The sequence below is a fragment of the Streptomyces sp. NBC_00569 genome (genome assembly GCF_036345255.1).
GTDB lineage: Bacteria > Actinomycetota > Actinomycetes > Streptomycetales > Streptomycetaceae > Streptomyces.
In genome coordinates this window covers 4,529,210-4,542,242 of sequence record NZ_CP107783.1, presented here as the reverse complement: position 1 = coordinate 4,542,242, position 13,033 = coordinate 4,529,210, and the positions used below count along the sequence as shown (strand labels likewise).

The following is a 13,033-nucleotide window of genomic DNA, read 5'->3' as shown; positions in this document are numbered from 1 at the left end:
TTCACGGGGTGGGCGCCCTTCGGCGTTTCCGGGAGTGTGCGGCGGCGGTCAGCGGGTGGGCCGAGGAACCCCGGAACCTGGGTCGCCAGCTGCCCGATCGCGGTGGCATCGGCCCCACGCTGAAGCGCCGCGACGTGAACGCGTACGCCGAGGTGCGGTAGTGGAGGTCATCGGGGGCGGAGGGCGGGAGCTCGGCCGTACCGGGATACGCGGGCGATCTCGCCCCGTAACTCGCCGAGCAGCCGCTCGCCGGCGCGTGAGCCGAGGGTGACGGCGGGTTCGGGCGGGGCGTCGGGGGGCGCTCAGGCGCGGCCCGCTTCAGGCTCGGCCTCGCCCGAGCCGGGAACCCGGGGCACCGCGGGGGCCGGCCCGGCGGCCGCGTAGGGCCCGTAGGGGGCCCCGGGCGCCTGCTGGGGGACGTACGGCATGCCGGTCGTGGGAGGCGCGTACGGGTGCCCGGGCACCGCTCCCTGCCCCACCGGAGCCTGAGAGGGAGCCTGCCCCTGAGCGGGAGGCTCCCTGCTCGATCAAGTGGTTGACCGCCGGCAGCAGCGCGCGGGCGGACTCCGCCTTCTGGAAGTCCTCCGGCGAGTCCCTGGCGATCAGTTCCAACTCGTCCTTGATGAGCGAGAGTTGGTCTTTCTGGCTGCTGGTCACGACCAGCCGCGTGTCTTCGGGGTGCTGGGGGAGGTGAAGGGCCCACGCTCCGACGCCGCCGTGCTGGGGCCAGTACCGGTAGAAGTCGATTTTCGCGGAGACCAGTTCCTGGTCCTGCTGCTGGCGCAGGACCTCCAGCTCGTGCTGCTGCCGGGCCTGGCGGAGCCGGAACTCGTGCGCCGGGTCGAGCCGGTCGGTCTTGTAGCGCAGGCTCCGCTGTTTGCGCCGGTGCGCGATCGCCTCGTCGTCCAGGCGCAGCCGCAGGACGCAGGTGACGGGCAGGCCGATGCCCGCCGCGAAGCCGCCGGCCTCCACCGCCTCCTGGACCGCGCGCTCGGCGCGTGAGCTGTCCTCGATCGGGAAGCCGCGGCCGACCGGCCGCGCCAACTGATGGATGCCCGAGCAGGGCGAAGGAGGCGGCGGGGGAGCGGCCGAGGAAGTCGGTGAACCGCTCGTGCGCCACGGCGACGGCCCGTACGGGTTCGAGGGCGGTCACGGTCGCCGACCGGGGCCGGCCCGTCAGCGCGGCGGACTCTCCGATGACGTCGCCGGGACCGCGCAGGGCGAGCAGGGCCTCGTAACCGTTGGCGGCCGACGCGGTCACCTTGGTCCAGCCGTGCACGATGAACAGGACGTGCGACGAGGGCTCGTGCTGGTGCAGGAGTTCGATGCGGGGCGAGAAGCTCAGTTCCCGGCCGAGAGCGAGGGGGACCGAGCGGTCCGCGCTCTCCGGGCGGGCCAGGAAAGGGACGCGGTCGTCGAGACCTCCGTCACTCGGTGAATACGCCCCTGTCATGTGCCCGCCGATCGTTACAGCGAGCGATCAAGCTACTCAGATCGAGTGGTGCATGAACATGGAATGGCCGGGATCGGGCCACGAACGGATGGTTCGGGGGTGCGAGAAGTCCGGCGTGTCGCGGTGGACTGCATTTGTTTTGACCGAACCCGATGAGGTAGGTACGCTCAGACCTTGTGCCTGGGGTGTGCCTGGGCTCCTGTGCGTGTCGTCAGCCGCTACGGGAGTCCGCGACGGGCCGCCGTAATCTGCGCCCTTCCCGCTTGGCGGCGGGAGTTCACAGTATTCGACACACCCGACCGCGTGGGTCGGGAAATGTTCCAGGTTAGCTTTACTATTCGGCACACAGAAACCGGAGAAGTAGTGCCTACGATCCAGCAGCTGGTCCGGAAGGGCCGGCAGGACAAGGTCGAGAAGAACAAGACGCCCGCACTCGAGGGTTCGCCCCAGCGTCGCGGCGTCTGCACGCGTGTGTTCACGACCACCCCGAAGAAGCCGAACTCGGCCCTCCGTAAGGTCGCGCGTGTGCGTCTGACCAGCGGCATCGAGGTCACGGCCTACATCCCGGGTGAGGGACACAACCTGCAGGAGCACTCCATCGTGCTCGTGCGTGGCGGCCGTGTGAAGGACCTGCCTGGTGTTCGTTACAAGATCATCCGCGGTTCGCTTGACACCCAGGGTGTCAAGAACCGCAAGCAGGCCCGCAGCCGCTACGGCGCCAAGAAGGAGAAGTAAGAATGCCTCGTAAGGGCCCCGCCCCGAAGCGCCCGGTCATCATCGACCCGGTCTACGGCTCTCCTCTGGTGACCTCCCTCATCAACAAGGTGCTGCTGAACGGCAAGCGCTCCACCGCCGAGCGCATCGTGTACGGCGCCATGGAGGGTCTGCGTGAGAAGTCGGGCAACGACCCGGTCATCACGCTGAAGCGCGCGCTGGAGAACATCAAGCCGACCCTCGAGGTCAAGTCCCGCCGTGTCGGTGGCGCCACCTACCAGGTGCCGATCGAGGTCAAGCCCGGTCGCGCCAACACGCTCGCGCTGCGCTGGCTCGTGGGTTACTCCCGCGCCCGCCGCGAGAAGACCATGACCGAGCGCCTCATGAACGAGCTGCTCGACGCCTCGAACGGTCTTGGCGCTGCCGTCAAGAAGCGTGAGGACACCCACAAGATGGCCGAGTCCAACAAGGCCTTCGCGCACTACCGCTGGTAGTCGCTACCCACATCGAGACCGAGAGAAGACTGAGCCGATATGGCTACCACTTCACTTGACCTGGCCAAGGTGCGCAACATCGGCATCATGGCTCACATCGACGCGGGCAAGACGACGACCACCGAGCGGATCCTGTTCTACACCGGTGTTTCGTACAAGATCGGTGAGGTCCACGACGGCGCCGCGACCATGGACTGGATGGAGCAGGAGCAGGAGCGTGGCATCACGATCACCTCTGCTGCCACCACCTGTCACTGGCCGCTGAACGATGTCGACCACACCATCAACATCATCGACACCCCGGGCCACGTGGACTTCACCGTCGAGGTGGAGCGTTCGCTCCGCGTCCTCGACGGTGCCGTGACGGTGTTCGACGGCGTTGCCGGCGTTGAGCCCCAGTCCGAGACTGTCTGGCGTCAGGCGGACCGCTACGGCGTGCCGCGTATCTGCTTCGTCAACAAGCTCGACCGTACGGGTGCCGAGTTCCACCGCTGCGTCGACATGATCGTCAACCGCCTCGGTGCCACCCCGCTCGTCATGCAGCTGCCCATCGGCGCTGAGATGGACTTCCAGGGTGTTGTCGACCTCGTCACGATGAAGGCGTTCGTCTGGTCGGCCGAGGCCGCCAAGGGCGAGGCGTACGACATCGTCGACATCCCGGCCACGCACACCGAGGCTGCCGAGGAATGGCGCGGCAAGCTGCTCGAGGCCGTCGCGGAGAACGACGAAGAGATGATGGAGCTGTACCTCGAGGGCACTGAGCCCTCGGTGGACCAGCTGTACGCGGCCGTGCGTCGCATCACCATCGCCTCCGGCAAGGGCGGCGACACCACCGTCACCCCCGTGTTCTGCGGCACCGCGTTCAAGAACAAGGGCGTTCAGCCCCTGCTCGACGCCGTCGTGCGCTACCTGCCGTCTCCCCTGGACGTCGAGGCCATCGAGGGCCACGACGTCAAGGACGTGGAGACGGTCGTCAAGCGCAAGCCGTCCGACGACGAGCCGCTGTCGGCGCTGGCGTTCAAGATCATGAGCGACCCGCACCTCGGCAAGCTCACCTTCGTCCGGGTTTACTCGGGCCGCCTGGAGTCCGGCACCGCCGTGCTGAACTCCGTCAAGGGCAAGAAGGAGCGCATCGGCAAGATCTACCGTATGCACGCGAACAAGCGTGAGGAGATCGAGTCGGTGGGCGCCGGTGACATCGTCGCCGTCATGGGTCTGAAGCAGACCACCACGGGTGAGACGCTCTGTGACGACAAGAGCCCGGTGATCCTGGAGTCCATGGACTTCCCGGCTCCGGTCATTCAGGTCGCCATCGAGCCGAAGTCCAAGGGCGACCAGGAGAAGCTGGGTGTCGCCATCCAGCGTCTCTCGGAGGAGGACCCCTCCTTCCAGGTTCACTCGGACGAGGAGACCGGCCAGACCATCATCGGTGGTATGGGCGAGCTTCACCTCGAGGTGCTCGTCGACCGCATGAAGCGCGAGTTCCGCGTCGAGGCGAACGTCGGCAAGCCGCAGGTCGCTTACCGCGAGACGATCCGTCAGGCCGTCGAGCGTCACGACTACACCCACAAGAAGCAGACCGGTGGTACCGGTCAGTTCGCCAAGGTGCAGATCGCGATCGAGCCGATCGACAGCGGCGACGCCACGTACGAGTTCGTGAACAAGGTCACCGGTGGCCGCATCCCCCGGGAGTACATCCCGTCGGTGGACGCGGGTGCGCAGGAGGCCATGCAGTTCGGCATCCTGGCCGGCTACGAGATGACTGGCGTCCGCGTCATCCTTCTCGACGGTGGCTACCACGAGGTCGACTCCTCCGAGCTCGCCTTCAAGATCGCCGGTTCGCAGGCGTTCAAGGAGGCCGCGCGCAAGGCCAAGCCCGTACTGCTCGAGCCGATGATGGCCGTTGAGGTCACCACGCCCGAGGACTACATGGGCGAGGTCATCGGCGACATCAACTCCCGCCGTGGCCAGATCCAGGCCATGGAGGAGCGCAGTGGCGCCCGTGTCGTGAAGGGCCTCGTTCCCCTCTCGGAGATGTTCGGCTACGTCGGAGACCTCCGCAGCAAGACGTCGGGTCGCGCAAGCTACTCGATGCAGTTCGACTCCTACGCCGAGGTTCCGCGGAACGTCGCCGAGGAGATCATCGCGAAGGCCAAGGGCGAGTAACTCACCCGAGTTCACGCTTTAGGCTTGACACCGACCGCTGGGGTTCGTAACCCCGGACCCCGGCGGCGGGTTTCCCAGCAAAGATCACCTGGCGCCGATGAAGCAAGGCGTACAGAACCACTCCACAGGAGGACCCAGTGGCGAAGGCGAAGTTCGAGCGGACTAAGCCGCACGTCAACATCGGCACCATCGGTCACATTGACCACGGTAAGACGACCCTCACGGCCGCCATTACCAAGGTGCTGCACGACGCGTACCCGGACCTGAACGAGGCCTCGGCCTTCGACCAGATCGACAAGGCTCCTGAGGAGCGCCAGCGCGGTATCACGATCTCGATCGCGCACGTCGAGTACCAGACGGAGACGCGTCACTACGCGCACGTCGACTGCCCCGGTCACGCGGACTACATCAAGAACATGATCACGGGTGCCGCGCAGATGGACGGCGCCATCCTCGTGGTCGCCGCCACCGACGGCCCGATGCCGCAGACCAAGGAGCACGTGCTCCTGGCCCGCCAGGTCGGCGTTCCGTACATCGTCGTCGCCCTGAACAAGGCCGACATGGTGGACGACGAGGAGATCCTGGAGCTCGTCGAGCTCGAGGTCCGTGAGCTCCTCTCCGAGTACGAGTTCCCGGGCGACGACCTGCCGGTCGTCAAGGTCTCGGCGCTCAAGGCGCTCGAGGGCGACAAGGAGTGGGGTCAGTCGATCCTGAACCTCATGGCCGCCGTCGACGAGTCCATCCCGCAGCCCGAGCGTGACGTCGACAAGCCGTTCCTCATGCCGATCGAGGACGTCTTCACGATCACCGGTCGCGGTACGGTCGTCACCGGCCGTATCGAGCGTGGTGTCCTCAAGGTCAACGAGACCGTTGACATCGTGGGCATCAAGCAGGAGAAGACCACCACCACGGTCACCGGCATCGAGATGTTCCGCAAGCTGCTCGACGAGGGCCAGGCCGGTGAGAACGTCGGTCTGCTCCTCCGTGGCATCAAGCGCGAGGACGTCGAGCGCGGCCAGGTCATCATCAAGCCCGGTTCGGTCACGCCGCACACCGAGTTCGAGGCCCAGGCCTACATCCTGTCGAAGGACGAGGGTGGCCGTCACACCCCCTTCTTCAACAACTACCGCCCGCAGTTCTACTTCCGCACCACGGACGTGACCGGCGTCGTGACCCTCCCCGAGGGCACCGAGATGGTCATGCCGGGCGACAACACTGAGATGAAGGTCGAACTCATCCAGCCCGTCGCCATGGAAGAGGGCCTGAAGTTCGCCATCCGTGAGGGTGGCCGGACCGTGGGCGCCGGCCAGGTCACCAAGATCGTCAAGTAATTTCCTTGACGGTTTGACCTGGTAGCTCCAGCGAGCACCAGAAGGGGCCCGTACGACTTCGGTCGTACGGGCCCTTTCGCATGCCCGCTCGGGTGGGCCCGGGCTCAGATCTTGCGGGCGGTCCCGGTGCCGGTGGAGCTGTCCGGGCGCCACAGCCACGGCCGGGCCGCGGGGGAGAGTCCCACGGCCACGGGACCGCGCGAGGTGGCGCGCAGGGCGGGTCCGTCGAGGGTGACCAGGTCGACCGCGGCCCGCTGGATCCGGCCGCGGTGCAGCAGCTGGACCGTGCCGCCGGTGTCCCGGCCCAGGAGGTACGGCCCGTCGGCGGTCACGGGGCCGTAGCCGGGGAAGTCGACCGGGGGGCCGGCCGTCGCCGTCAGCGCCGACGAGGCGGGGGCCCGGTAGTAGAGCCGGCCGCCAGCGGCGGCTACGGCGTCGGCGGGCACCGGCAGCCCGGCGAGCGGCGCGGGCCCCTCCGGTGTCCAGTGGTGCACCGTGTCGTGTCCCGGCGCGTACACATGGACGCCGCCGTCCTCGCCGACGACCGCGGTCAGACCGTCCTGCACGGGCCCGCCGCCGAGAGTGCGCCACGGCGACCAGCGTCCGTCCAGGCCGCGCACCCGTGTGCTGATGCCCTGGTCCGCGTCCCGTACGAAGAGATGCACCTGCCCGTCGTGGGCGGTGACGGCGACGGGGACGCCGATGCGGCGGCCGCGCACGGGATCGGTCTCCGGGTTGCCGAGACCGGTCCAGGCGCCGAACTCCCCGCCGGGAGCGCGCTGTTCGAGGACCACGATCTCGCGCAGGTCGGAGCCGCCGCGCCCTTCGAGGGCCGCGAGCCGCAGGCCGAGCAGCAGCTGCCGTCCGTCGCGGAGGGCCGCGGAGCCGAGGGCCGGCGCGAGCGGGCCGCCGCCCAGGTCCGTGGGCCGGCCGAAGACCCCTTGTGGGGTCTCGCGCCAGCGGACGGCACGCATGCCGAGCACGCCGTAGCCGGTCAGCCTGCCGTCCGGTGCCTGGGCCAGGGCGATCCGTGGGCCCGGGTAGCGGTAGTGCGTGGAGCGGACCCAGCCCTTGCGGTTGGTGAGGGGGCGGTCCCCGCCGACGTTGTAGTCGCCGCATCCGGAGGGGTTGCCGCATTGCCAGTCCGGGGCCGCGCCGTACGGCATCAGATGGGCGGCCTTGGCGTGCAGCACGGCCTCGGGGAGGTTCTCGGGCCAGTGGTGGTTGTAGTAACCGCGGAAGGCGGTGGCCGCGAACGGGGGCGGCCCTCCCGCCGCGGTCTGCGACCAGCGGATCAACGCCGCCCAGGTGAACGCGGCCACGGCCGTGTGGTCGGCGTGGTCGGAGAAACCGGGCTGCTCGCTGTCACGTATGCGCGTCCGCAGATCGCTGTGCTGGAAGTCGGGGTCCGGGTCGAGCGTGTGCACGAGGGTGGGCCGGTAGCGCTCGAAGAGGGCCACGAGTACGTCGACGAGGCCGTCGTAGTCGTACATCTGCGCCCGGCGCACCGGGGACCCGTCGACGACGACCGTGCGCAGCGGCAGTCCGCGCTCCCGCCACAGGGCCGGGGCGCCCATGTGGCCCGCCGGGGTGTGCATCGCGAGGTCGAGGAAGACCAGTTCGACGCGGCGTCCCCGGTGCTCCAGGGTGTTCACCTCGGCCTGGTGCCCGCCCGCGAGCGTCGTGACCTCGGTGCGCCAGCCGCTGAAGACCGGCAGGCCGAGCTGGGTCGCGTAGGACTGGCGGAGCCCCTGGTGACGGGCGGAGGCGTACGCGGACCTGTCGGCCGGGGGGTGCGGGCGGCCGGGGATCTTGTTGACGCCGTCGGCCTCGCCCGCGGTGACGTACACGCAGACCAGCGGGATGCCGGCGGCGACGGCCTGGCTGGTGTCCGGGTTCATGAAGTACAGGTCGTCGTCGGGATGAGCGAGGACCTGGAGCAGCAGGGCGTGATCGCCCTGGGCGGCGGGGCGGCCGGAGGCGGGGGAGGGGGCGGCGGTGCGGGCCGGGGGCGCGGTCGCGGCCGTGTGGCCCACGAGGGCGGCCGCGGTGGCGGCGGTGACGGCGGCGCCCCCGATGAGCACGGCCCGGCGCCTGTGAACGCCGGGAGCCGCGGGGAAGCCCTCGCGCTCGTCGGCTATTCGCGCTCCGGCGCCGTCCACCGCGTTCTGATCACGTCTGTCCTGCCCGCGTCCATGTCGCACGCGTCGTCCTCCGTCCGCCGTACGCAGCGGTCGGAATGTGCGCTGCTTCTCGGTGCTTCAGCCGGGAAGAGGCTCGTCAGTGGGGCCAGGTTCCATGCACGGACATGTTCTGTTCACCCGAAGCGGGGCGACGGGCATCACTCGAAGTGAGGCTCTTGGCCGGGCCGGGGTTTCACGGGGCACGCGTGGCTCAGCCGCTGATCCCCCACCGCACCGCCGCCGCGACCCCGAGGACCGTCACGGGCGCGATCCAGGCCCAGCCCATGACACGCCGCACGGACGGCAGCAGCCAGAGCGCCACCGCCGAGCCGGCGGCAGTGAGGGTGACGACGCACGACAGGACGATGCCTCCGTACGCGTCGTCGTCCCAGCTGCCGGACGGACGGACGGTCACGGCCGTCCAGCAGAAGTAGGCGGCGATGACGCTGAGCAGGGTGAACGGCAGAGCGAGAACGATTCGCAGGCAACCCCGGTCGTCGTCCGGGCGGACGGGAGGGTCGAGGTGTGCGGGGCCGGCGGACCGGGCGGGTTCTGTCATCGGCGCAGCGCGTTCCTTGCGTCGTCCAGGTTGTTGTCGAACCCGCGCCCGTAGGCCTGGGCGCTGTCGCTCTGCCAGTACGGTCCGCCGTTGTAGCGGGCGGCGGGCTCCCGGTACTGGGCTGGGGTCATCTCCTCCGCCGGTACGTCGGCGAACTCGCTCTCCGCCTTCAGCTGGGCCAGGTGCACGGGGGCGATGAACACGTTCTGCCCGGGGCCCTGGAGCGCCTCCTCCATATGTCCTCCCTCTGGCGCATCGGCTCGGCCTCCTGGCTCACCTTGCCGCCGGAGTAGTGGCTCATGGCGGTCGTCAGTGCGTACGAGTAGCTGCGCGGCGCGCTGTCGGCCTTGGTGTAGCCCTCGGCGAGGCGTGACAGGAGTGCTCTCGCACAGACGGGCTTCGTAGTGCACGCTGCCCTCGCCCTCCCAGCATGGCCCAACTCCCTTACAGGCCATGCGACTTCCTGCAGGGGGGGGGCGCCGGAGCCTTCGGCTTCACCGGCGTCGATGCTTCCCTCTTTCGGGCCGGCATTCCGGCGGGCCGAGAAGGGGCAGTCCGTCGCTTCGAAGGGCGCTGTCATCGCGCGCACGACCACGGGCGAACCGGCCGAGGCGGACCGACCGGCCGGCCCTCACCGCGCCGCCGGAGAACTCGGCGGCGGAGGGCCTCGGCGCCACCCTCGCGCCGTTCCGTCGTCTCACTCGAGAGCGCTGATGACGGTGGCTTCAGCAGGCGCTACGCCCTTCGCCTCACCGACCCCCCGCGCGCCGGTTCTCCGACCCGCCCCACCCCCGGTTTGACCTTCGTCACTCCGGGGGTACTCTCTACGGCTCGATTGGCCAGGCACGGTCGGCCTGTGGCAGACTGTCGGGGTTGCTCGGTTGAGTGCCGATGCTGCGCGCCTCCCGCCGGGAGGACCGGAAGCGAGTCCCACAGTACTCGTCGCCCCATCTGCCGTAAGGCAGCGCTAGGGCGGACGTACGGGAATCTTTCGGGAAGTGCAGCGAGGTGGTTCAGCCAGGCACCCGGTGGGTTTCTTCCCCCGGCTTCGCGGTCCCAGGGGCTGCAGCTCCCGATCAGGGAAATCCGTATGGATATTTCTGTCAGTGAGACTGCGACACGCCCGACCGCGTGGGTCGGAGGAGGGTGGAATAGGGCCCGCCAGGTTCCAGAGCGTTTCGAGAGACAGGACTACTAGTAGCCATGGCGGGACAGAAGATCCGCATCCGGCTCAAGGCCTACGACCACGAGGTCATCGACAGCTCGGCGAAGAAGATCGTCGAGACGGTGACCCGCACTGGTGCGTCGGTCGCAGGCCCGGTGCCGCTGCCCACTGAGAAGAACGTGTACTGCGTCATCAAGTCGCCGCACAAGTACAAGGACTCTCGCGAGCACTTCGAGATGCGCACGCACAAGCGCCTGATCGACATTCTCGACCCGACGCCCAAGACCGTTGACTCGTTGATGCGCCTGGACCTTCCGGCCGGCGTTGACATCGAGATCAAGCTCTGAGAGGCGCGGAAGAGATGGCTAAGCAGATCAAGGGCATCCTGGGCGAGAAGCTCGGCATGACCCAGGTCTGGGACGACAACAACCGTGTCGTCCCGGTCACCGTGGTCAAGGCCGGTCCGAACGTCGTGACCCAGGTCCGTACGAACGACACTGACGGCTACGAGTCGGTCCAGATCGCCTTCGGCGAGATTGACCCGCGCAAGGTGAACAAGCCCCTCAAGGGCCACTTCGCCAAGGCCGATGTAACCCCGCGCCGCCACCTGGTGGAGCTCCGCACCTCCGGCGCCAGCGAGTACACGCTGGGCCAGGAGATCACTGCCGAGGTCTTCGAGGCCGGCGTCAAGGTTGACGTCACCGCGAAGAGCAAGGGCAAGGGCTTCGCCGGTGTCATGAAGCGCCACAACTTCAAGGGTGGCAAGGCGTCCCACGGTGCCCACCGTGTGCACCGCATGCCCGGTTCCATCGGTGGCTGTGCCACTCCCGGCCGTGTCTTCAAGGGCATGCGCATGGCGGGTCGCATGGGCAACGAGCGGGTCACCACCCAGAACCTGACCGTTCACGCCGTTGACGCGGAGAAGGGCCTGCTCCTCATCAAGGGCGCAGTTCCCGGTCCGAACGGTGGCCTCGTCCTGGTCCGTACTGCGGCCAAGGGGGTTTGAGGAACCGATGAGCACCATTGACATCCTTTCGCCGGCAGGCGACAAGGCCGGGACGGTCGAGCTCCCCGCGGAGATCTTCGACGTCGAGAAGATCAGCATCCCGCTTCTCCACCAGGTCGTCGTCGCCCAGCTGGCAGCTGCCCGTCAGGGCACGCACAAGACCAAGCGTCGCGGCGAGGTCCGCGGTGGTGGGCGCAAGCCTTACCGCCAGAAGGGCACCGGCCGCGCGCGCCAGGGTTCGACCCGTGCGCCGCAGTTCGCCGGCGGTGGCGTCGTCCACGGCCCGCAGCCGCGTGACTACTCGCAGCGGACCCCGAAGAAGATGAAGGCCGCGGCCCTGCGCCACGCCCTCACCGACCGGGCCCGCAACGCTCGCATCCACGTCGTCACCGGCGTGGTCGACGGCGGAGTCTCCACCAAGGCCGCCAAGTCGCTGCTCGCCAAGATCTCGGAGCGCAAGAACCTGCTCCTGGTGATCGACCGTGCCGACGAGGCCGCGCTGCTCTCCGCTCGCAACCTGCCCCAGGTCCACATCCTGGAGCCGGGCCAGCTGAACACGTACGACGTTCTCGTCTCGGACGACGTGGTCTTCACCCAGGCCGCCTTCGAGTCCTTCGTGTCCGGCCCGCAGGCCACTGACACCGAAGGGAGCGAAGCCTGATGGCTACGCGTCACCCGAGCATCGCCCCCAAGGCGGCCAAGGCCGCCAAGGCCGCGCGCATCGCCAAGGCGAAGCGCCACGAGGCCGAGGGCAAGAACACCGTTGAGACGCCGCTGAGCAAGAGCTTCACGGATCCCCGTGACGTCCTCCTCAAGCCGGTCGTCTCCGAGAAGAGCTACGCGCTCCTCGATGAGGGCAAGTACACCTTCATCGTTGCGCCCGGGGCCAACAAGACCCAGATCAAGCAGGCCGTCCAGGCGGTCTTCTCGGTCAAGGTCACCGGAGTCAACACGATCAACCGTCAGGGCAAGCGCAAGCGCACCAAGACGGGCTTCGGCAAGCGTGCCGACAGCAAGCGCGCGATCGTGACCCTCGCTGAGGGCGACCGTATCGACATCTTCGGCCAGGCCTCCTAACGGAGCGCCTTGGTCCGAATATCGGACGAGGACTGAGAAATGGGAATCCGCAAGTACAAGCCGACTACGCCGGGCCGTCGTGGCTCCAGCGTCGCCGACTTCGTCGAGGTCACGCGGTCCACGCCGGAGAAGTCGCTGGTCCGCCCGCTGCACAGCAAGGGCGGCCGTAACAACGCCGGTCGTGTGACCGTTCGCCACCAGGGTGGCGGACACAAGCGCGCCTACCGAGTGGTCGACTTCCGTCGTCACGACAAGGACGGCGTGCCGGCGAAGGTCGCGCACATCGAGTACGACCCCAACCGCACCGCGCGCATCGCGCTGCTGCACTACGCCGACGGCGAGAAGCGTTACATCGTCGCTCCGCGTGGCCTGTCGCAGGGTGACCGCATCGAGAACGGTCCTGGGGCCGACATCAAGCCGGGCAACAACCTGGCGCTCCGCAACATCCCGGTCGGTACCACGATCCACGCGATCGAGCTCCGTCCCGGTGGCGGTGCCAAGTTCGCCCGCTCCGCAGGTGCCTCCGTGCAGCTGCTGGCGAAGGAGGGCCAGATGGCCCACCTGCGCATGCCGTCCGGCGAGATCCGCCTGGTCGACGTTCGCTGCCGCGCCACCATCGGCGAGGTCGGCAACGCCGAGCAGTCGAACATCAACTGGGGCAAGGCCGGCCGCAAGCGCTGGCTCGGCGTTCGTCCGACCGTCCGCGGTGTGGCGATGAACCCGGTTGACCACCCGCACGGTGGTGGTGAGGGCAAGACCTCCGGTGGTCGCCACCCGGTCTCCCCGTGGGGTCAGAAGGAGGGTCGTACTCGTTCGCCGAAGAAGGCTTCGAACAAGTACATCGTCCGCCGCCGCAAGACGAACAAGAAGCGCTAGGAGCGGGTT

Annotated in this window: 13 protein-coding genes and 1 pseudogene; 9 read left to right on the top strand and 5 right to left on the bottom strand. The window is 68.4% G+C overall.

The window, feature by feature from the left end; all coding sequences use genetic code 11:
• Positions 1–318 precede the first annotated feature (318 nt).
• Positions 319–1,044, bottom strand: a complete 726-nt coding sequence (locus tag OHO83_RS20365) for a hypothetical protein (protein ID WP_330279693.1) — start codon at positions 1,042–1,044, stop codon at positions 319–321.
• Positions 1,001–1,453, bottom strand: a pseudogene (locus OHO83_RS20360) (Crp/Fnr family transcriptional regulator); the annotation flags it as partial. The pseudogene OHO83_RS20360 and the gene OHO83_RS20365, both read right to left, overlap by 44 nt.
• A 363-nt stretch (positions 1,454–1,816) precedes the next feature.
• On the opposite strand from OHO83_RS20360, the gene rpsL reads away from it, so the two are divergent.
• The 4 genes from rpsL (at position 1,817) to tuf (ending at position 6,158) form a co-directional block, all read left to right on the top strand.
• Positions 1,817–2,188, top strand: a complete 372-nt coding sequence (gene rpsL, locus OHO83_RS20355) for a 30S ribosomal protein S12 (RefSeq protein ID WP_003948652.1) — start codon at positions 1,817–1,819, stop codon at positions 2,186–2,188.
• 2 nt (positions 2,189–2,190) lie between these two features.
• Positions 2,191–2,661, top strand: a complete 471-nt coding sequence (rpsG, locus tag OHO83_RS20350) for a 30S ribosomal protein S7 (RefSeq protein ID WP_116511074.1) — start codon at positions 2,191–2,193, stop codon at positions 2,659–2,661.
• A gap of 39 nt (positions 2,662–2,700) precedes the next feature.
• Positions 2,701–4,827 carry an elongation factor G gene (fusA, locus tag OHO83_RS20345; protein ID WP_266673333.1) on the top strand — a complete coding sequence of 709 codons (2,127 nt, stop codon included), beginning with the start codon at positions 2,701–2,703 and terminating at the stop codon, positions 4,825–4,827.
• A 137-nt stretch (positions 4,828–4,964) separates the two neighbouring features.
• Positions 4,965–6,158: an elongation factor Tu gene (tuf, locus tag OHO83_RS20340; RefSeq protein WP_116511070.1), complete on the top strand. Its 1,194-nt coding sequence runs from the start codon at positions 4,965–4,967 to the stop codon at positions 6,156–6,158.
• Between the two features lie 104 nt (positions 6,159–6,262).
• Here the strand turns inward: tuf and OHO83_RS20335 are convergent, their stop codons facing one another.
• The 3 genes from OHO83_RS20335 to OHO83_RS20325 all read right to left on the bottom strand — a co-directional run bounded on the left by OHO83_RS20335 (position 6,263) and on the right by OHO83_RS20325 (position 9,136).
• Positions 6,263–8,242: a PIG-L family deacetylase gene (locus tag OHO83_RS20335; RefSeq protein WP_443066101.1), complete on the bottom strand. Its 1,980-nt coding sequence runs from the start codon at positions 8,240–8,242 to the stop codon at positions 6,263–6,265.
• Positions 8,243–8,552: 310 nt separating this feature from the next.
• Positions 8,553–8,900, bottom strand: coding sequence for a hypothetical protein (locus OHO83_RS20330; RefSeq protein WP_330279692.1), 348 nt, complete (start codon positions 8,898–8,900; stop codon positions 8,553–8,555).
• Complete coding sequence (locus tag OHO83_RS20325) at positions 8,897–9,136, bottom strand: hypothetical protein (protein ID WP_330279691.1); 240 nt, start codon at positions 9,134–9,136, stop codon at positions 8,897–8,899. Before OHO83_RS20325 ends, OHO83_RS20330 begins: the two co-directional genes overlap by 4 nt.
• 967 nt (positions 9,137–10,103) lie before the next feature.
• On the opposite strand from OHO83_RS20325, the gene rpsJ reads away from it, so the two are divergent.
• The 5 genes from rpsJ to rplB are packed head-to-tail and all read left to right on the top strand — an operon-like array spanning position 10,104 to position 13,024.
• Positions 10,104–10,412 carry a 30S ribosomal protein S10 gene (rpsJ, locus tag OHO83_RS20320; protein WP_003948644.1) on the top strand — a complete coding sequence of 103 codons (309 nt, stop codon included), beginning with the start codon at positions 10,104–10,106 and terminating at the stop codon, positions 10,410–10,412.
• Between the two features lie 14 nt (positions 10,413–10,426).
• Positions 10,427–11,071 carry a 50S ribosomal protein L3 gene (rplC, locus tag OHO83_RS20315; protein WP_266561193.1) on the top strand — a complete coding sequence of 215 codons (645 nt, stop codon included), beginning with the start codon at positions 10,427–10,429 and terminating at the stop codon, positions 11,069–11,071.
• A 7-nt stretch (positions 11,072–11,078) separates the two neighbouring features.
• A complete protein-coding gene (rplD, locus tag OHO83_RS20310) occupies positions 11,079–11,732 on the top strand; it encodes a 50S ribosomal protein L4 (RefSeq protein WP_100594885.1) in 654 nt (217 codons plus the stop codon).
• A complete protein-coding gene (gene rplW, locus OHO83_RS20305) occupies positions 11,732–12,148 on the top strand; it encodes a 50S ribosomal protein L23 (protein WP_266673340.1) in 417 nt (138 codons plus the stop codon). The genes rplD and rplW overlap by 1 nt, the downstream gene beginning before the upstream one ends.
• Positions 12,149–12,187: 39 nt before the next feature.
• Entirely contained in the window at positions 12,188–13,024 is an 837-nt protein-coding gene (gene rplB / locus OHO83_RS20300) for a 50S ribosomal protein L2 (protein ID WP_330279690.1), read from the top strand.
• The last annotated feature ends 9 nt before the right edge of the window (positions 13,025–13,033 follow it).

Excerpts from the sequence above, each read along its gene's own strand:
- rpsG (WP_116511074.1), top strand. The coding sequence starts at position 2,191 with ATGCCTCGTAAGGGCCCCGCCCCGAAGCGCCCGGTCATCATCGACCCG.
- fusA (WP_266673333.1), top strand. The coding sequence starts at position 2,701 with ATGGCTACCACTTCACTTGACCTGGCCAAGGTGCGCAACATCGGCATC.
- OHO83_RS20330 (WP_330279692.1), bottom strand. The coding sequence starts at position 8,900 with ATGACAGAACCCGCCCGGTCCGCCGGCCCCGCACACCTCGACCCTCCC.
- OHO83_RS20325 (WP_330279691.1), bottom strand. The coding sequence starts at position 9,136 with ATGGAGGAGGCGCTCCAGGGCCCCGGGCAGAACGTGTTCATCGCCCCC.
- rpsJ (WP_003948644.1), top strand. The coding sequence starts at position 10,104 with ATGGCGGGACAGAAGATCCGCATCCGGCTCAAGGCCTACGACCACGAG.
- rplC (WP_266561193.1), top strand. The coding sequence starts at position 10,427 with ATGGCTAAGCAGATCAAGGGCATCCTGGGCGAGAAGCTCGGCATGACC.
- rplD (WP_100594885.1), top strand. The coding sequence starts at position 11,079 with ATGAGCACCATTGACATCCTTTCGCCGGCAGGCGACAAGGCCGGGACG.
- rplW (WP_266673340.1), top strand. The coding sequence starts at position 11,732 with ATGGCTACGCGTCACCCGAGCATCGCCCCCAAGGCGGCCAAGGCCGCC.
- rplB (WP_330279690.1), top strand. The coding sequence starts at position 12,188 with ATGGGAATCCGCAAGTACAAGCCGACTACGCCGGGCCGTCGTGGCTCC.